Source organism: Pseudomonas sp. B21-041 (genome assembly GCF_024748675.1).
Lineage (GTDB): Bacteria > Pseudomonadota > Gammaproteobacteria > Pseudomonadales > Pseudomonadaceae > Aquipseudomonas > Aquipseudomonas neuropathica.
Genome location: NZ_CP087175.1, coordinates 6,374,171 through 6,392,609, shown reverse-complemented (window position 1 = coordinate 6,392,609; position 18,439 = coordinate 6,374,171). Strand labels below are relative to the sequence as shown.

The window sequence follows — 18,439 nt, the reverse complement described above, 5'->3', positions numbered from 1 at the left end:
ACCATGCAAGCGATCAAACTCTACAACTTTCCACGTTCCGGCCACGCCCACCGTGTCGAGCTGATGTTGTCCCTGTTGCAACTGCCGACCGAGCTGATCTTCGTCGATCTGGCCAAAGGTGAGCACAAGCAGCCGGCGTATCTGGCGATCAACAGTTTCGGCCAGGTGCCGGCCATCGATGACGACGGTGTGGTGCTGGCCGACTCCAACGCGATTCTGGTGTACCTGGCGCAGAAATACGGCAACGGCCGTTGGTTGCCAACGGATCCTGTCGGCGCCGCACGTGTGCAGCGCTGGTTGTCGGCCGCAGCCGGACCGATCGCTTTCGGGCCCGCTGCAGCGCGACTGGTCACGGTGTTTGGCGCACAACTGAATGCGGACGAGGCAATCACCCGGGCGCACAACCTGCTCAACGTGATGGACATCGAGTTGGGCAAAACCGCGTACCTGGCCGGCGACGAACCGACCATTGCCGACGTTTCTGCCTACAGTTACATCGCCCACGCACCGGAAGGCAACGTGTCACTGGACGATTACGGCAACGTCCGCGCCTGGCTGGCGCGGGTTGAAGCCTTGCCTGGTTTCGTCGGCATGCCGCGTACGGTTGCCGGTCTGCAAACCACTGCCTGATTTTCGCAATCGACACTGCGCCGACGGTGCAGGGGAGAGGTCGTGATGGAACGTTCACCGTGGCACGCTGGCGAACAGCAATTGCAGGCCCATGTCGGCGTTGCCGATCGTATGGAAGCCTTCGGGCGTAAGGTGATTCGCACCTGGATGCCGGATCAGCACCGAGAGTTCTATCAGCAACTGCCTTTCATGCTGTACGGCGCAGTTGATGCGCAGGGGATGCCGTGGGCCAGTGTGCTCGAAGGTGCGCCGGGGTTTGCCCGTTCGCCGGATCCCGAGCATTTGCATTTCGCCAGCCAGCCTGCTGCCGATGACCCGGCGCAACTGCGCAATGGCGAGCCGATCGGTTTACTCGGCATCGAATTGCATACCCGCCGGCGCAATCGCCTCAACGGCCATGTCGGCAATCTGAGCGCTGATGGTTTTGAAGTAAGCGTGGATCAGGCCTTCGGCAACTGCCCGCAATACATTCAACTGCGTCAGTTTCAGCGGGTGCCGCTGACAGATCCGCAGACACGTCCGGCTGAGCATCTGCACGGCCTCGATGACGCGGCCGTTGCGCTGATCACTGGCGCCGATACGTTTTTTGTTGCCAGTTATGTGGATGTCGACGGCCAGCGTGCGGTGGATGTTTCCCACCGGGGTGGCCAGGCCGGTTTCGTCCGTGTGAAAGGCAATCGTCTTACCATCCCTGACTTTGCCGGCAATCTGCATTTCAACACCCTCGGCAATCTGCTGCTCAATCCCAAGGCTGGCTTGCTGTTCATCGACTTTTCCACAGGTGATCTGCTGCAACTCAGCGGGCGTACCGAGATCCTTCTCGATGACCCGCAGATTGAAGCCTTTCAAGGTGCGGAACGGCTGTGGACATTTGAGGTGGAAAAACTGGTGCGGCGTCCGGCCGCTCTGGCGTTACGCTGGCGCTTCGACGGCATGTCGCCGACCAGCCTGCTGACCGGCAATTGGGCCGAGGCGGACGCGCGTTTGCAGGCGCAGGCACTGGGTAATCAATGGCGGCCGTTGCGCGTGGCGAAGATCGAAGCAGAAAGTCGCAGCATCCGTTCAATCTATCTGGAGCCAACCGATGGCGCCGGGTTGCCAGTGTTTCTCGCGGGTCAGCATTTGCCAGTGCGTTTCACTATTGATGGCGAGGTGCATATCCGCACCTACAGTCTTTCGAGTGCGCCATCGGATGGTTTCTACCGGATCAGCGTGAAGCGCGAAGGGCTGATTTCCTCGCACCTGCATGAGCAGATTCGCGTTGGTGATGTGCTCGAGGCGCGGGCGCCGCAGGGGCATTTCACCGTGGCGCCGCTGGAACAGCGACCGTTGGTGCTGCTGGCTGCCGGGGTCGGCATCACGCCGTTGCTGTCGATGTTGCGCGAGGTTGTGTACCAGGGCTTGCGCACGCGGGGGATTCGTCCGACGTTGTTGCTGCAGAGTTCGCGCAGTCTGGCGGATCAGCCATTTCGAAAGGAGCTGGATCGTTTGCTCGAAACCGCAGGCGATTCTGTACGAGTGCTGCGTTTGCTCAGCCAGCCGGAAGCCGATCTGCAAGAGGGCGAGGATTTCGATGTGCATGGGCGCATCGACGGCGCGGTGCTGAGGAACCTGCTGGAGGCCGAGGATTTCGATCAGCTCGACTTTGTGCTCTGTGGCCCTGGTGGTTTTACCCAAGGGTTGTACGACACCCTGCGCGAACTGGATGTGCGCGACGCGCAGATTCACGCGGAAACCTTTGGCCCGTCGACGCTGAAACGTCAGGCCGATCCGGACGCGATTGTCATCGAACAACCGCCTGCGGCGACCACTTCGGTGCCGGTGGTGTTCGAGCGTTCGGCAAAAGAGGCGCGCTGGCAGCCCGATGGCGGGAGTTTGCTGGAGTTGGCGGAAAGCCGCGGATTGCGTCCGGAGTTCAGTTGCCGGGGTGGTTCGTGCGGTACCTGCAAGACCCGACTGGTCAGTGGTGCGGTGAATTATCCACAGGTGCCGGCGGATATTCCGGAAGCGGGGCATGTGCTGATTTGCTGTGCCGTTCCGGCACAAAGCAATCAGCCGCTGGTACTGGATCTGTAGCTACTTTCCTGCGACGAATTTTTGCGGATTTCGAATCAGTCGTTTTCACCACTGACAGGCATCTGGAATCTGTCGCAGCAGTGGCATCAATTGCCGATAGCCTTGCAGGCAGCTTCCGCCAGCGTTGAATCCCGGCATCAGTCGGGGAGCGACGCTTTCGCCGACGGCTTCGCTGCGAGAGGAGTTGAGCAGTTCGTCTCCGTAATGGCCTATGCCCGTGCTCGGCGTCTTGTTGGCTTCGCACGAGCTCCCACGATATTTCGCACGCTGCGTTCGACCAGTTGCAGGCTGGCCTCACGCCAATTGATCCACTGCCAGTCGGCAATATTGCGGGCGGCGGGGAACTTCCCGCTGCGTTGGAAGCCATTGATCAGGTCGGCAAGGCTTTGCGGATCCTGCAAGTCGAAATACGCCATGAACTCGCCGGCAATTTCGCGGAACACTGCAATATCGCTGCCCATCGCCGGCAGGCCGCGTTGCATGGCTTCCACCAGCGGCAAACCAAAGCCTTCAACGAACGAGGGGAACACCAACGCGCTGGCGTGGGCGTAGGCATGTTCGAGGCTGGTGTCGCTGAGGTCGTTGAACATGAACAGGCGCCGGTTAAGCTCTGGATGATTGCTCACACGGGCAAGCAGGGCATCGCACTTCCAGCCGACCTGCCCGGCGATACACAACCGTGCCGTGGAACCGGCGGCCCAGGCGCGTTCTAAGGCGTCGAGCAGATACGCATGGTTCTTGCGCGGCTCAATGGTGCTCACCATCAGGAACACCGGATCGGTTGTCATAAACAACTTCTTCAGGCGCGGCTCGACGGTTCCTTCGGTGTTTCGCAGATCAAGTTCGGAGCCAAGGTGAAAAAAATCGAACCAACATTTGTCGGTCCGTTCGGTACCGATTCGGTACTTCAACTCCTCACGCAGTTGATCGCGTACCGTTGCGGAAATCGCCATGTAGCCATCGGCCGTGCGGGTGATCCAGTCGAACCACTCGCTGAAAACCCCAACCAGCCGGGATTCGTAAAACTGTGGATGAGTCAGCGGAATGAGGTCGTAGATCACCGCAATCACGCCGACGCCGTCGCGTTTGATTCGCTCGACCTGGGCGAAAAAGTCCGAGTGCCAGGACGAGTCCAGCAACAGCAGTTGATCCCCCGGCTGGTGTTGGAGCGGGGTGCAACGTTTAAGCAATTGCGAGCGATTGATCCGTCGAATCAGGCGCAGTTGCAGGCCGAACGCGCCGAAGCTGGTCAGCCGGTAGCCGACATACAAAATCCGTCGCGTCAGTTTCGAGGTGCATTGTGCATCGCGCCGCTCATGCCATTGGCAGAGGCGATGGGCCAGGCGCTCCAGGCGTTCTCCGAAGTTTTCAAGTTTATTGAAGAATGGCGTATTGAGCGGTGCGAGTTGCAGCACGCGATAGAGTTGGCCATTGAGCAACACCACCGGCATGCATTCGATGCCTTCGGTGCTGGCGGGCAATTGATTAATGACGTTTCGCACTACACGCTGAATACCCGAGTTGACCATCGGGTGTTTAAACACATGGGTGCATTCCACTAGCAAGCGGTTCATGGTGTGCGCTCGAGCAGGCTGACTTCGGTATGCCGGTTGATCGTGGTCTGAGCATTGAGCCACGAGCAACCAACGAAATCTTCGCGTCGATTGTTGATGACATGAAACACCAGACCAAGATCCCGCCATTCGTAATTGCGGTCCAGGTGCGAGTCGAGCCGCGACAGGCTAAGGGCCACGGAGTAGTTGCCTTTGCCCAGCCCCATGACAAACGCGAAGCGATAGGTGATGCGCTCGCCGGCCCGCACGTTTTCCAGTGCCTGGTTCTGGCGATGGGTGTTGATGCCGTACATGGGCTGGCCGAGGCGATCCTTGATCATGAACCCCAGGACCAGACGTTCGAGGTCCTGACGCACTTCGACATCCACAGCCAGTACTACGGGTTGGCCGACTTCGGCGACTTCGATGGAACGGTCGGATTCATCCAGCAGGCGCACGCGCAGAATGCCGGCCTCACCGGTGCCCGACACAGTTTGTACCTGGCCGCCGCTGAGTATTTCCTGGCGAACGGTCTGGCCCTCACGTTCAGCGAGCAAGGCGTTGTAGTAATCCATCACTGCTTCGGGCGTGTCGTGCATGGCCATGCGGCCACCATCGAGCAGAATCGCCGAATCGCAGATCGATTGAATCGCCGAGCGGTCGTGGGACACGATCAGCAGGGTGGTGCCGGCCGCGCGGAAGCCGCGGATGCGTTCAAAACTCTTATGCTGGAAGTAGGCATCGCCCACGGACAACGCTTCGTCGACGATCAGAATATCGGGTCGGCGTGCGGTGGCGACGCTGAACGCCAGCCGCATCTGCATGCCACTGGAGTAGGTGCGCACTGGATGATCAATCGCCTCGCCGATTTCAGCGAAGCTCTCGATCTGTGGCATCAATGCGTTGATTTCCTCGAGATGCAAGCCGAGCAACTGCCCAGCCATCACAGCGTTTTGCCGGCCAGTAAAGTCTGGGTGAAATCCCATGCCCAGCTCAAGTAGTGCAGCCACCCGACCCGAAAGCTCAATGGTGCCGCAAGTCTGGCGATTGGTGCCGGTGATCATCTTCAGCAGCGTACTCTTGCCAGCGCCATTAACCCCGACGATGCCCACGGCTTGGCCGGCAGGAATCTCGAACGTGAGGTCCTTGAGTACCCAATGCTGGCGGTGATGAAGCGTTGAAAAAGGAGTCATCCATTCGGCCAGACGGCTCCAGCGACTGGGGTATTGCTTGAAGGCTTTACCTAGCCCGGTCACACGAATATGTCCCATCAGAGCTCATCCTCCATTGCACCGACCTGACGGCGAAACAGACACAGACCGATTGCGCAGAACGCGGCGCCAATCACGAAGGTCGGAAGCAGCGAACTCCAGATTGGCCATTGGCCGTACACGAACACATTCTGGTAGCTAGCCATCAGGCTGGTCAGAGGGTTGAATTGCAGCAGGCTCTGCAGCCGCTCCGGCAATATGGTGATGGGGTAAATGATCGGGGTCAGCCAGAACCAGAACTGGAGACAGATACCGAACAGTTGGCCGACATCGCGGAAGAATACGTTGAGTACGCCCAACATCATGCCGAGTCCTGCGCAGAGCATCATTTGCAGGGCAACCAGTGGTACCAGCGCCAGCAATGCCATACCCGGCCAGCGTCCGGTAATGAGCAGAAAACCCAGAAACAAGCCGATGATGATGGCGAAATTTATCGCCGCATTGAGTAGCACGATCACCGGCAAACAGACCTTCGGAAAACTGATCTTCTTCAGCAGATTCGCGTTGTCCAGAAACATGTTCTGGCTGCGCAGCGTGATTTCGGCAAACAGCCCCCACGCCAGTAGACCTGCGCATAGATAAATGCTGTAGGCCATGCTGTCGTCCACGCCCGGTAAGCGGGTGTGCATGATGTGGGAAAAGATCACGGTGTAGATGACGATCATCGACAGCGGATTGAAGATCGGCCACAGGGCGCCGAACAGTGAATTGCGATAACGCGCCTGGAACTCTCTCTGCACGCTGCCGAGGATGAAACCTCGGTAGTCATGCAGTGATCGATAAACGGAAAGCAGCATTTAAGTCGTCCTGCTGTATGGTTTTTTGAAGCGGACGACGTTGTCCTCTCCCCGGTATTCGCCGCCTCGTATTCCTATGCTCGATACACCGATCACATGGGAGTTTTCCTGGCGATGCTTGTGGCCGGCGGCGATGAAGGTCGATTTGGAATTGGCCAGATATGAGCCGTTCTGGACGCAGGCGTCAGCGGAACTGGCAGACAGGAATGTGCCGGCACGGCCGCGCGTTTTGGGGCGCTGCAACAGGGTGAGCGTACCGAGCAGATTGATCTCGGGCGTACGTGCCGGATCGCGGAAGGCTTCGGAGGCGAGGGGCTGCCCGGCCAATTGAATGACTGCGTCAGGCAGTGGCGACCACAGATTGGTGTGGCTAAGCGAATGGATAAGTTCGCAGGTCGACGCGGCAGGCAGCAAATCCCACGACCAACCCGACGATGCCAGACGCGACCGGATATGTTGTCCAACGCATCCACTCGGATCCGTGACGAACAGACGCTTTTTCAAACAGCGACCCCTTGGTCTTGAACTTGCGCCTCCTTCCCACAGGCCTTGAGGAAAAGTCTGTCAGACCGAAAGAAAAACCGGGTGAAAGGCAGGCGAAGTCAGTTGTTGTAGTTGTTTGTGACCAATCTGTGCCAATTGCGCAGCAATTTCAACAGGGCAAACCGTGACCGGTCAGTTCTCGTCAGCGTAGTCGATTAATTCTCGCCGGGCGGTTCACGAACCCTTCGCGGATGTGTTTAGAATGCGCCTTGTCACGATTGGCCGGGCTCGTCGGCATCGTCGTGAAAAAAGGTGAAACTGACCACTAAAACAAGAACAAGACGGGACCGAAGACGGAGGACGGATATTGATCCGATCCAACGCTTTGCCGTAATAGTGTGAGGCTGCCGGGATGGCAGTTTCATTGTGGAATGCCATGAATTTCATTCTTTATTCGGACATCAACGACAGTTCAATCAGCCAGAATCTTGGGCATCCCGATGCCAGTCACTACTTTGTGCTGAAGGCCTATGTGCCGTTGCTCGAAACGCTCGGGCGAGTGCACGTGGTCAGTGCTGTGACAGAGGTAGATCCGCTCTACCGACAGTTGCTCGCCGCTGGCCAGGAGAGTGTTTTCCTCTCGTTCACCCGGCCGCAGAAAACCCTGACCGATCTCCAATGCCCGACCGTTTGTGTTGTGACGTGGGAGTACGACTCCATCCCCAACGAGCAGTGGGGCAACGATCCACGCCAGGACTGGACGCGCATGCTGGCCAAACATGGCCGCGTGATCACACTGTCCAGCTACACCGCCCGAGCGATCCAGCGCACCATGGGCGAAGACTTTCCGGTGTTGGTCTTGCCAGCCCCGCTGTGGGAGCACTTTGCAGCGATTCGTGAGCAACACGTTAGCGCGCCGGTCAATGCGGGTACGACATTGACGGTCAAAGGTTGCATCTTTGATTCTCGCCAAATGAACCTGCATCCGGATAATCTGCTGCCCGAGCCGCTGACCCCCGAAGAGCTGGCCGAAATCGAGGCACAGCTGGAGGCCTTGCGTCCACCACCGCTGACCTTGAAGCGGCGCTTTATCATTGCCCGACATTTCCTGCGGTTGTGGTTGCTGAATCTGGGCCACGAGCAGGAGCCGCCAGTGCCACGCGTGAGGTTTCTGCAGAACTGGTACTGGGAAGGGATTCGCGATCTGGTTCCAGAGACTTTGCATGACTGGCTCGGCAAACGTCTGCCAAACATCGCAGGCCCACAGCCTTTACCGGTAGCCGTCCAACCGCCACCGCGAGATATGCCGGACAGTTCATTAACGGTGCAAACCCGTGTGGACGGTGTGGTCTACGTGACGGTGTTCCGCCCCGATGACGGGCGCAAGAACTGGCTACAGATCCTGACGGCCTTTTGCGCAGCGTTTCGTGACACCCCCGACGCCACACTGGTGATGAAATTTACCCAGAGTGATCTGGCGGCGGTGTACGCACACTTGATGACACCGCTGGCGCAACTGGCACCATTCTCCTGCCGGGTCGTGATGATTCACGGCTATCTGGACGATGCCGAATACGCACGGCTTTACCAGTCCGCAAATTTTTACGTCAACGCTTCGCATTGCGAAGGCCTGTGCCTGCCGCTGATGGAGTTCATGGCGAGCGGCAAACCGGTGATCGCTCCCGATCACACGGCGATGCAGGATTATATCGATGAGTCTGTGGCGTTCGTGGTCGGCTCCAGCGTAGAGGCTTGCACCTGGCCCCATGACCCGCGAATGCTGTTTCGCGCACAACGGCATCGACCGGACTGGGGGTCATTGAAGAAGGCCTACGAAAACAGCTATCGGATGGCCAAGACACAACCCCAGGAGTATCAGCGCATGTCGCTGGCGGCGATCGAACGCATGCACGATTACTGCGCGCAACCGGCGTTGCAAAAGCGTGTCGCCGATTTTTTCGGGCTGGCATCACCGGTCGACAACGTTGCCCCGATTACGGATAACGCCTCATGCTGATCATCATCCATTCGGAAACCAACCAGCACACCATCAGCCGTAACCTCGGGCGTTCGGAGTACAGCTATTACTTCGTTCTCAAGGAGTATCGGCCGGTCCTGGAGCGACTCGGGCGGGTGATCGAGGTCATGGACCCGAACACTGAAGTCGATGCGTTGTACGCCGACTGCCAGTCCCGTGACGAGCCGTGTGTATTTCTCTCGTTCTCGCCACCGCACCGCACGCCGGTGCATCTGGCCTGCCCGACGTTGCCTGTCTTTGCCTGGGAATTCAGCACCATCCCCAACGAGCCATTTGCCGGCGATCCGTTGAACGACTGGCGCACTGCACTCAAGGCCTGCGGTGCGGCGATCACCCATTCCACTTACACGGTCGATGCGGTGCGCGAAGCGATGAGCATCGGTTACCCGATTGTTGCCGTACCCGCCCCGGTCTGGGATCGATTCGCCGCGCGTGGCGTTCAGTTGCAGGGGCAACCTGTGGTCGATTCGGTACGTTTGACGATCAAAGGGCTGGTGGTCGACAGCCGTGAGGTCGATCTGGATGCCTTTGGTCCGGTTCATCTGCGCAGTGGCCCGGGTATCGACTTCCTCGCACCGGTCACCGAGCAGACGTTGTTGCTCGAAGGCGTGGTCTACACCTCGGTGTTCAATCCGCGCGACGGCCGCAAGAACTGGGAGGACATGATCAGTGCCTTCTGTGCGACTTTTCGCGAGAACGATGACGCAACGCTGGTGCTCAAACTCACTCACCACGATGCCGAAGAGGCGCTCACCGATATCCTTCATCACCTCTACAAAAACCAGCCTTATCGCTGCCGTATCGTGCTGGTCTATGGCTATCTGGCGGACGCGGATTACGAACGGCTGGTGCAGGCGACCCGTTACGTCGTCAATACGTCCTACGGCGAAGGCCAGTGCCTGCCGCTGATGGAGTTCATGTCTTGCGGCAAACCGGCCGTGGCGCCGTGCACGACGGCGATGATCGACTATCTCAATATCGATAACGCGTTTCTGATCGAGGCGACCGAGGAGTTTACGGCCTGGCCGCACGATCCGCGCTCGGCCTACCGGACCCTGCGCTACGCGGCCAATTGGGCGTCGATTTGCGCGGCCTACCGAGCCAGCTACGCGGTGGCCAAAAACGATCCGCAGCGTTACGCGCACCTTTCGGCGCAAGCCGTGGAGAGTCTGCGAGGGTTTTGCAGTCAGGCTGTGGCTGAACAGCGCTTGCAGGCATTTTTTGCGCAACTGTTCGAGCGCCGCGCTGAACTTGCCATGGAGGCTGCCGGAGCATGATACGTCGATTGTTCCAGCGATTTTTAGCCGAGCCGCAAGCGCCGCAAGCCGTTGAACCCGTCGACGAACCCGTGGTTGATCCGACACCTGAATCCGAACCGGAGCCCTTGTTCACCTGGTCGCCGCGCGACGTCGGTTTGCGTGATGCGGTTCTGGACGGCTGGTTTCTCAATGACAGCGGCGAATTGCTCAAGGGCTTCGCCATAACGCCTGAAGACACCTTGCTTGATGTCGGTTGTGGCGAGGGTGCCGCGACTTTGTTTGCGGTACGTCAGGGCGCATCGGTGATCTTCACCGACAGTGAGCACGACAAAGTGAGCGAGCTGGCGCGTCAGGTTGAAGCTAAGAGTTCCAGGCCGAGTCTGGGGCTGGTCAGCAACAGCTTGCCCTTGCCTCTGGCGGACGGTTGCGCGAGCCGAGTGGTGTGTATGGAGGTGTTGGAGCACGTCGACGAGCCTGAGTCGTTCATGGCCGAACTGGCGCGTATGGGGCGGCCCGGTGCGTTGTATCTGCTCAGCGTGCCGGCACCGGTTGGCGAGCATCTGCAGAAAGGTATCGCCCCCGCGAGTTATTACCAGTCTCCCAATCATGTACAGATTTTCACCCCGGAGCGCTTCGAGGCGATGGTCGAGGATGCCGGGTTGGTCATCGAACATCGGCAAGCCACCGGGTTCTTCTGGGTGATGGGGATGATTTTCTTCTGGGCCAGCGAAAAGGCTGCCGGCAAGGATCCGGGCGGTGCGGTGCGCGATCGCATTCAGGCACCGTTCCCGCATTTGATGGGCGGGTGGGCGAGAACCTGGGAAGAGATGCTCGACCGGCCCGACGGGCTTGCGATCAAACAGATCCTCGACCAGTTCATGCCCAAGAGCCAGGTGATCATTGCCCGTAAACCACTGGATGCGGGGAGACCGGATGATCAGTAAACGCATCATGGATATCGAGGTGCTGCGCGCCATTGCAGTGCTCGGGGTGCTGTTTCATCACCTGTCCGGCAATCTGTTCCAGGATCCTGTGCCGCTGCTCGAATCCATTCACGCCTGGGCGCAGCCGTGGTGGGGGGTCGATCTTTTTTTCGCGATTTCCGGATTTGTCATCGCCCGTAGTCTGATTCCTGCGCTGCGCGGTTGCAGCAACCGTCAGGAGTGCTGGGAGCAAACGCGTAACTTCTGGTTGCGTCGAGTCTTTCGCCTGTTGCCATCGGCCTGGTTATGGCTGGCACTGGTGTTATTGCTGTGCATGTTTTTCAACCGCTCCGGGGCATTCGGAACGGTACAGGCCAACCTGCAGGCCACGCTCGCGGGGGTATTGCAGTACGCCAATTTCCGCTTTGCCGACGCCTTCTTTCGTTATGAGTACGGCAGCAGTTTCGTCTACTGGAGTCTGGCGCTGGAGGAACAGTTCTACCTGCTGTTTCCGCTGCTGATTCTGCTCTGTCGCAAACACCTGGTGTGGGTATTGCTGGCGCTGGTGGCCGTGCAACTGTTGCTGGTGCGTACGCCGTTGCTGATGGTCGTGCGAACCGACGCGCTTGCCCTTGGCGTGTTATTGGCAATGTGGAGTGTTCAACCGAGCTATCAACGCTTTCAACCGACTTTTCTGCGGCGTCCCTGGGTCGGGACTTCAGCACTGATCGTCATCGGATTACTGATGAGTTACCTGGCCACCGACCCTTTTTCTGCCAGTCACTATCGCATCGGCGCTATCGCGATACTCAGTGCCTTGTTGGTGTGGATCGCCTCCTACAACCGGGATTATCTGTTGCCGGCCGGACGCTTGCAGCGGTTGATGGCGTGGGTGGGCAGTCGTTCCTACGGCATCTACCTGATCCACATTCCGGCGTACTTCCTGGTGCGCGAAGTGATTTTCCGTTTGCAGGGAGCAGGACTGCCGAGCCCGGCGGGACACCCGATCGTTACCTTGCTGTTGGCATTCGGTCTGATCGTATTGCTCAGCGAACTGAATTATCGCTTCATCGAAATGCCGATGCGCGACCGTGGCACCGCACTGGTGAAACGCCTCGCAACGTCCCGAGCGAAGGTAGCGCCCTCTGAAGTGACCTCTTGATCGACGTGTGGGAGCGAGCCTCCTCGCGAAGAGGCCGGGTCAGTCACACAGCTTTCGGCTAATACACCGCCTTCGCGATCAGGCTCGCCCCCACGCGGATTTGTGTAACCTTGCAGCCTTGTGGTGTCAGGGATCTGGAAGGTATGCGGTTTATCGTCGGTCTGTTTGCTTTGATCGTGCTGTCTGCTTGCAAGCAGCAGGACGCGCCATCCCTCGACCAACAGCTCTATATCTGGCAACGTCAGTGGACTCCGGCCCACACGGCAGCGCTACATGACAGCCGCGATGACTTCTCGACGCTGCGGGTGCTGGCGCTGCAGGCCTTTCCGAACGCGGGATGGAGTCGGGCGCGGATCGATGCGCACTTATTGAAAGCCGATGGTCGTCCGTTGATTGCGGTGATTCGTCTCGACGGCCAGCTCAAGTCGCTGGATCAGGATCAGGTCACCGCGCAGATTCTGCAGGTGCTCGCCGATTGGCAGGCGCAAGGCCTGACGCTGAGCGGTGTCGAAATCGACCACGACGCGGGCAATGCGCGGTTGCCGGCGTATGCTGAATTTCTCAGACATCTGCGCTCGGCCTTACCGACGAATCTGCCCTTGAGCATCACGGCACTACCGGCCTGGCTCGGCAGTGTGCAATTGCCCGAACTTCTGCAAACCGTCGACAGCAGCGTGCTGCAAGTGCATGCCGTCAGCGATCCACGCCGGGGTTTGTTCGATCCTGATCAGGCGTTGAAATGGGCCAAGGCCTGGGCGCGCATCACCGAAAAACCGTTCTATCTCGCGCTGCCGGCTTACGGCGTGGCGCTGCTGCCGGATGACGGCGGGGCGCCGGTGGTGGAGAGCGAGGTGCAACTTGAACGGGATGGTGAGCGCCGCGAGTTGCTGGCTGATCCGCTGCAATTGAGCCAACTCGGCAAGGCCTTGCGCGAAGACCCGCCGGCGCATCTGGCCGGATTGATCTGGTTTCGCCTGCCGCTGGCTAATGACCGCCGCGCATGGAGCCTGACCACCCTGCGCGCGGTGGCCCGGGGTGATCAACTCGTCAGCCAGCTCGGCGTGACGTTCAGCGAACACGACGGTCTCTACGACATCAAACTCGAAAACCCCGGTAACCTCGACAGTGCCTGGCCTGCGCAAATCACCTTGAAGGCGCAAAGCTGTGAAGGCGCCGATGCGCTCGCCGGTTACTCGTTGCAACAAGGCCCGGATCTGCTTACCTTCACCCGCCTGCGCGACGGCCGTTTGCCGGCGGGTGGGCAACGCGCCATCGGTTGGGCGCGTTGCGCCAATATTGATCAAGGAGGTTCGCATGTTGACCCGTAACTGGCCCCGCCATCTGCTCTGCCTGAGCCTCTGCCTGCCGCTGGGTTCGGCGCTGGCCTGCGGACCGGACTTCCCCATGCGCCTGCTCGACAATCGCGGGCAAACCCTCGCGGATCTGCCTGAGGGCAACTTCAACTTCGAACTCAGTCGTCTCGGCAAAGCCATCGCCGGGCTGAAGAATGTCACCGCGGCAACGCACAATCCGAACGATATGTACGGCGAGGAAAACGCGGCCGCCGAGGCACGGGAGAAGGCCGAGCAGGCCGGACTGAGCGCCGAGCAGCAAGCGTTGGTCAAACAACTGCGTGGCCTGACCGATGCGCGTCAGGTCGAGGTGCTGGGCGCCAGTCTGCCGACGGAAATCCGTTTGTACGTGGCCGGTGCGGTGGCGTTTGCCACAGGCGATCATCAACTCGCCGTCGAGTATTTCAACAAGCTGCTGGCGCTGCCGGCAGATCAGCGTCCGTTGCGCAGCACGTGGGCGGCGTATTCGATGGGCCGTACCTGGTTTGCGATGAGCAGCGAAGGAGGGGATGCGGTCGAGGCGCTGGAACAATCGCGTGATGCGTTCCGCCAGGCCCGGCAACTGAGCATCGACGGTTTCAGCGATCCGCTGGAGTTGGGTGTTGCCAGCCTCGGTGAAGAGGCGCGGGTGTTGCGCTCGGCAGGCGACTGGAGCGGCGCCATCGAATTGTATGAAGCACAGAATCTGCACGGTTCGGCCGTGGGTTACACCTCGCTCAAGCAATTGATGAATGAACTGGCGGAGTTGCCCGAGGCCGAACTGGCCGAGCTGCTGCAACACAAAACCGTGCAGCAACTGGTCACGGCATCGCTGGTCAGCCGCCAAGGCTGGTCGTTTGGCGATGAGCCGCCGAACGAGAAGAAACTGGTCAAGCTGCTGCAAAACAGCACCCGTGGCAGCCTCGACAACGCTGATCGTCTGGCGGCAATGAGTTATCAACAGGGTGATTACGCTGGGGCCAAGGCTTTTCTCGAGAACGCCGGCGACGACGGATTGGCGTGGTGGCTACGGGCGAAACTGGCGGTGCGTGACGGCGATAAAAATGCCGCGGCCGCCGCCTATTCGAAAGCCGCGCAGGCCTTCCCGCAGAGCGAAGACTGGGGTTACCGGCGCACCCCGGACTGGGCGTATGAAGCCGTTCAGCCGAAGTGCCGGGTCGAGGGCGAAAGCGCGATTCTCGCCTTGCAGCGCGGCGAATACCTGCAAGCCTTCGTGCAGTTGTATCGCAGCAACAGCACCTATTGGTTCGACGCTGCGACCGTGGCCGAACGCGTGCTGACGGTCGAAGAACTGAAAAAATACGTCGACGACAACGTCCCGGCGCCGCCGGCGTTGCCCCAGCAGGAGCGTGACAACTACGTGCCGCTGCCGGTCGCCGCCAGCCTGCGCAATCTGCTTGGTCGACGCTTGTTGCGCGAAGGGCATTACGCCGACGCGGTGGCTTATTTCGACAATCCCGACCTGCAAAACAAGGCCCGACTCTACGGCGAACAACGGCTGAAGGCCGATGCCGCGTGGTGGCCGACCAAACGCGCCAGTGCCTTGTACAACGCGGCGTGGACAGCCCGCGAGTGGGGCATGGATATTCTCGGTTACGAGATGGCGCCGGACTACGCCACGTTCGGTGGCAACTACAGTCTGGAAAGTACCGAGCTGAAAGTCGGTCCGCTGGTGAGCGAAGCCGAAGTGCAACGTCAGGTCGCCAGCGAAGCGAAACCGGATCAGCGCTATCACTACCGTTTCGTCGCCACCGCGCTGGCCGGGCGCGCCGCTGACAACCTGCCGCACACCAGTCAGGCGTTTGCCGCAGTGCTGTGCAACGCCGCTGGCTGGAACAGTAGCCTGGAAGATCAGAGCGCGCTGTATCAGCGTTACATCAAGGAAGGTCCGTTTGTGCCGTGGGCGGTGGATTTCGGCAATCAGTGCCCGTACCCGGATTTCGAAAACGCCAACAAGCGTTACGTCACCCAGGTCACCGATGCTGTGCGCTCGTCGCTGCGGCCGTATAAGTGGCCGGTGCAGATCGGCGCGGTCGCGTTGGTCGCAGCCGCCGCGTTGCTGTTGATCAGCCGTCGCCAGCGCAAGGTCCGTAAAGGCTAAGCTTGCTGGACGAAGGTCAGGCGCACGGCGAAACCGATCAGCAAGCTGCCGAACAACCATTGTTGTACGCGTTGGGCCGTTGGACTGTGTTGCAGCCAACGACCCAGCGCGGCGCCGGTCAGCGCGTAAGCGCTGTCGAACAGCAGGCCGACGCCGACCAGCAGCACGCCGAGCACGGCGAATTGGCTCAGTACTGGTGCGCCGTCATTGACGATGAATTGCGGCAGCAACACCGAACAGAACAGCAGCGCTTTGGGATTGAGCAGGTTGGTCAGCAAACCGCGTCGGACGGCTTCGCGCCATTGCCCGTGTGCGTCGTCAGCTTCACCGGTATTCAGGTTCGGCAGCAGGGTGCTGCGCAGGCACTGAATGCCGATCCACAGCAGATACGCCGCCCCCGCCAATCGCACCACCTCGAATGTCCATGGCGCCGCTTTGAACAGCGCCGCCAGCCCCAACGCCGCCAGGGCCACGTGACAACCACGGGCGATGCCCAGACCGACAGCGGTGGCCAGCGCCGCGCCGCGTCCCTGCCGAGCGCCGGTTTGCAGCAGCAGGATCATGTCCGGGCCGGGCAACAGATAGACCACCGCCAATGCCAGGAAAAACAGCCAGAGACTCGCCACGCTACACCCCTTTCGTTGTCGATTCGGTGAGCCAAGTCTAGGCCCGAAAGGTGGGGCAGGTGCTTGCGTAGTCCGCTTCAAAAGCTTGCTGCTTTGGCATAACCTGCTGGTTTTCACCGTAACGACTATCAGGATCTGCCAAACATGAAACTCGACGCCTTTGATCGCAAGATTCTCACGGCCCTGCAACGCAATGGACGCCTGAGCAATGTCGAGCTGGCGGACGAAATCGGCTTGTCGGCCTCACCGTGTCTGCGCCGGGTGCGGATGCTCGAGGAGGCCGGGGTGATTCGCGGTTATCAGGCCAGTCTCGATCGCGATGAAGTCGGGCTGGGACTGACGGTGTTTGTCGGGGTCAAGGTCGAGCGCCACAACGATGCACAGGCCGAGGCGTTTTACACCGCAGTGACGGCATTGCCGGAGGTGATTTCAGCATTTCTGGTGTCTGGGGAATCGGACTTTTTGCTGCAAGTGGTGGTGCCGGATTTGCGTGCGTATGACCGTTTTCTCAGCGGCTGCCTGTTGAAACTGCCGGGGGTGAGTGACATCCGCAGCAACTTTGCGATTCACACGGTGAAGACGCCGGGGGCGTTGCCGCTGGGGCATCTTCCTGCCTGAGACCAAGTTGTCCCCAATCGCGAGCAGGCTCACTCCTACATTGATCGCGGTGCTTCTGAACAAACGCGATCAACTGTAGGAGTGAGCCTGCTCGCGATAGCAGACGCCCAGTCACCGGATAATTTTTTGCTTACATCTGCGTCGCCATCCCCTCGACATTCATCGCCGCCTGGCGCAACGCTTCCGATCGCGTTGGATGTGGATGGCAAGTCAGTGCGATGTCCTCAGCCGAAGCACTGAACTCCATCGCCACGCAAAACTCGCCAATCATTTCACTCACGCTCGGACCGACCAGGTGTACGCCGAGTACTTCATCAGTGCGCTCGTCGGCGATGACTTTGGCAAACCCCTCGGTCTCATGGTTGATCTTCGCCCGGCTGTTGGCGGTGAACGGGAATTTGCCGACCTTGTAGGCGCGTCCTTCAGCCTTGAGCTGTTCTTCGGTTTTGCCGACGCTGGCCAGTTCCGGTTTGGTGTAGATCACGTTGGGGATCAAGTCGTAATTGACCTCGCCGGCCTTGCCATGGATCTGCTCGACGCAGGCCATCGCTTCGTCTTCAGCCTTGTGCGCGAGCATCGGCCCGGAGGTCACATCGCCGATCACCCAGACTCCGGCGGCTTCGGTGCGGTGCTGTTTGTTGGCGAGCATGCCGCGTTTGTCGGTGCTCAGGCCGACGTTCTCCAGACCGAGGCCCTGGGTGTACGGGCGACGACCTATGGCCACCAGCACGTAATCGGCTTCCAGCAACTCGGCAGTGCCGCCAGCGGCCGGCTCGACGCTGAGTTGCACACCGTTGGCGGAAGCGGTGGCGCTGGTGACTTTCGAACTCAACTTGAACGCGATGCCCTGTTTGCTCAGCGAGCGTTGCAGGGTTTTGCCGGCCTCGCCATCGACGCCCGGGCAGATGCGGTCGAGGTATTCGACCACGGTGACCTGCGCGCCGAGCCGCCGCCATACCGAGCCCAACTCCAGACCGATCACACCGGCACCGATCACCACCAGGTGTTTGGGCACTTCACTCAGGGAAAGCGCACCGGTCGAATCAAGGATACGTTTGTTGTCGATCTCGACACCGGGCAGGGGAGTGGGCTCGGAACCGGTGGCGATGATGATGTCCTTGGCGGTCAGTTCGACTTTGCCGCCATGATCGTCGGTCACCGTGACCTTGCCGGGGCCGTCGATGTGGCCCCAGCCCTTGATCCAGTCGACCTTGTTCTTGCGAAACAGAAATTCGATGCCTTTGGTCAGGCCAGCCACGCTTTCGTCTTTCTGTTTCATCATTTGCACAAGATTTAGCGTCGGTTTGACCTCGATGCCGAGGTTGGCGAATTCCGCACCCATCGCCGCATCGTAAAGCTCTGATGCATGCAGCAAGGCTTTGGACGGCATGCAACCAACGTTCAGGCAGGTGCCGCCGAGGGTTGCCCGGCCTTCGACGCAAGCGGCCTTGAGGCCCAACTGGCCGGCGCGGATCGCCGCGTTATAACCACCCGGGCCGCCGCCCAGAATCACTACGTCATAGTTGCTCATGTGCTTGCTCCTGATGGAT

Annotated in this window: 15 protein-coding genes and 1 pseudogene; 9 read left to right on the top strand and 7 right to left on the bottom strand. The window is 59.8% G+C overall.

Going from position 1 to position 18,439, the window contains the following annotated elements; genetic code table 11:
- Positions 1-3 precede the first annotated feature (3 nt).
- Entirely contained in the window at positions 4-630 is a 627-nt protein-coding gene (locus LOY43_RS28585) for a glutathione S-transferase family protein (protein ID WP_095049586.1), read from the top strand.
- A gap of 45 nt (positions 631-675) precedes the next feature.
- The gene (locus LOY43_RS28580) at positions 676-2,706 is read left to right on the top strand and encodes a pyridoxamine 5'-phosphate oxidase family protein (protein WP_258709026.1); all 2,031 of its coding nucleotides are present in this window, start codon (positions 676-678) and stop codon (positions 2,704-2,706) included.
- A gap of 209 nt (positions 2,707-2,915) precedes the next feature.
- On the opposite strand, the gene LOY43_RS28575 is transcribed toward LOY43_RS28580, so the two are convergent.
- The 5 genes and pseudogenes from LOY43_RS28575 to LOY43_RS28980 all read right to left on the bottom strand — a co-directional run.
- Complete coding sequence (locus LOY43_RS28575; protein WP_095049588.1) at positions 2,916-4,280, bottom strand: glycosyltransferase family 1 protein; 1,365 nt, start codon at positions 4,278-4,280, stop codon at positions 2,916-2,918.
- Positions 4,277-5,530 carry an ABC transporter ATP-binding protein gene (locus tag LOY43_RS28570; protein WP_095049589.1) on the bottom strand — a complete coding sequence of 418 codons (1,254 nt, stop codon included), beginning with the start codon at positions 5,528-5,530 and terminating at the stop codon, positions 4,277-4,279. Before LOY43_RS28570 ends, LOY43_RS28575 begins: the two co-directional genes overlap by 4 nt.
- Positions 5,530-6,327 (bottom strand): ABC transporter permease, encoded by a 798-nt coding sequence (locus tag LOY43_RS28565; RefSeq protein WP_095049590.1) that lies wholly within the window; start codon positions 6,325-6,327, stop codon positions 5,530-5,532. Before LOY43_RS28565 ends, LOY43_RS28570 begins: the two co-directional genes overlap by 1 nt.
- Positions 6,328-6,486, bottom strand: coding sequence for a hypothetical protein (locus tag LOY43_RS28985; protein WP_371857735.1), 159 nt, complete (start codon positions 6,484-6,486; stop codon positions 6,328-6,330). It abuts the gene before it with no gap.
- 24 nt (positions 6,487-6,510) lie between these two features.
- Positions 6,511-6,831 (bottom strand): annotated as a pseudogene (locus LOY43_RS28980) (NAD-dependent epimerase/dehydratase family protein); the annotation flags it as partial.
- Between the two features lie 415 nt (positions 6,832-7,246).
- Here LOY43_RS28980 and LOY43_RS28555 point away from each other — a divergent pair.
- The 6 genes from LOY43_RS28555 to LOY43_RS28530 all read left to right on the top strand — a co-directional run bounded on the left by LOY43_RS28555 (position 7,247) and on the right by LOY43_RS28530 (position 15,645).
- A complete protein-coding gene (locus tag LOY43_RS28555) occupies positions 7,247-8,827 on the top strand; it encodes a glycosyltransferase (protein ID WP_258709024.1) in 1,581 nt (526 codons plus the stop codon).
- Positions 8,821-10,125 (top strand): glycosyltransferase, encoded by a 1,305-nt coding sequence (locus tag LOY43_RS28550; protein WP_258709023.1) that lies wholly within the window; start codon positions 8,821-8,823, stop codon positions 10,123-10,125. The genes LOY43_RS28555 and LOY43_RS28550 overlap by 7 nt, the downstream gene beginning before the upstream one ends.
- Positions 10,122-11,051, top strand: coding sequence for a class I SAM-dependent methyltransferase (locus tag LOY43_RS28545; RefSeq protein ID WP_095049594.1), 930 nt, complete (start codon positions 10,122-10,124; stop codon positions 11,049-11,051). Before LOY43_RS28550 ends, LOY43_RS28545 begins: the two co-directional genes overlap by 4 nt.
- Positions 11,041-12,192, top strand: coding sequence for an acyltransferase (locus LOY43_RS28540; RefSeq protein WP_095125077.1), 1,152 nt, complete (start codon positions 11,041-11,043; stop codon positions 12,190-12,192). The genes LOY43_RS28545 and LOY43_RS28540 overlap by 11 nt, the downstream gene beginning before the upstream one ends.
- A gap of 143 nt (positions 12,193-12,335) precedes the next feature.
- A complete protein-coding gene (locus LOY43_RS28535) occupies positions 12,336-13,520 on the top strand; it encodes a DUF3142 domain-containing protein (protein ID WP_095125076.1) in 1,185 nt (394 codons plus the stop codon).
- Complete coding sequence (locus LOY43_RS28530) at positions 13,507-15,645, top strand: hypothetical protein (protein WP_258709022.1); 2,139 nt, start codon at positions 13,507-13,509, stop codon at positions 15,643-15,645. Before LOY43_RS28535 ends, LOY43_RS28530 begins: the two co-directional genes overlap by 14 nt.
- Here the strand turns inward: LOY43_RS28530 and LOY43_RS28525 are convergent.
- Entirely contained in the window at positions 15,642-16,271 is a 630-nt protein-coding gene (locus LOY43_RS28525) for a LysE family translocator (RefSeq protein ID WP_095125074.1), read from the bottom strand. The genes LOY43_RS28530 and LOY43_RS28525 overlap by 4 nt on opposite strands.
- 144 nt (positions 16,272-16,415) lie before the next feature.
- Between LOY43_RS28525 and LOY43_RS28520 the strand changes: the two genes are divergently transcribed.
- A complete protein-coding gene (locus tag LOY43_RS28520) occupies positions 16,416-16,889 on the top strand; it encodes an Lrp/AsnC family transcriptional regulator (protein ID WP_258709021.1) in 474 nt (157 codons plus the stop codon).
- 130 nt (positions 16,890-17,019) lie between these two features.
- Here LOY43_RS28520 and lpdA read toward each other — a convergent pair whose 3' ends face one another.
- Positions 17,020-18,420 (bottom strand): dihydrolipoyl dehydrogenase, encoded by a 1,401-nt coding sequence (gene lpdA / locus LOY43_RS28515; protein ID WP_258709020.1) that lies wholly within the window; start codon positions 18,418-18,420, stop codon positions 17,020-17,022.
- Positions 18,421-18,439: the final 19 nt, after the last annotated feature.